The sequence below is a fragment of the Rosenbergiella gaditana genome (assembly GCF_018494065.1).
In the GTDB taxonomy this organism is placed as follows: Bacteria; Pseudomonadota; Gammaproteobacteria; order Enterobacterales; family Enterobacteriaceae; genus Rosenbergiella; species Rosenbergiella gaditana.
This window is the reverse complement of the sequence record NZ_JABBFR010000096.1, coordinates 1-229: the sequence shown is the minus strand read 5'-3', so window position 1 is coordinate 229 and position 229 is coordinate 1. Positions and strand designations below refer to the sequence as shown.

The 229-nt window shown below is 36.2% G+C and carries 1 protein-coding gene; it reads right to left on the bottom strand.

Features of this window, described 5'->3' with window-relative positions; all coding sequences use genetic code 11:
* Positions 1-229 (bottom strand): fimbria/pilus outer membrane usher protein (locus HH682_RS15605; RefSeq protein ID WP_214238383.1); only part of this gene is annotated, 229 nt, incomplete at both ends.

The window sequence follows — 229 nt, the reverse complement described above, 5'->3', positions numbered from 1 at the left end:
ACTTGCGAACGATAGGTTGTATTGAAGCCAGCAAGACTTCCACCATCATTCTGGTTACTAGCCGTTAAAGAGTAACTAAGTAAGTTGGAGGGTAATGCAGTCCCACTAACAGTAATATTACTTTGCTGATACTTATTATTTACCGTCGATAGTCCTGAACTTAACCAGTTATTATTATCAAATAGGGAGAGTGGTAAGCTTACATTTAGATAAAACCTATTATCTTCAT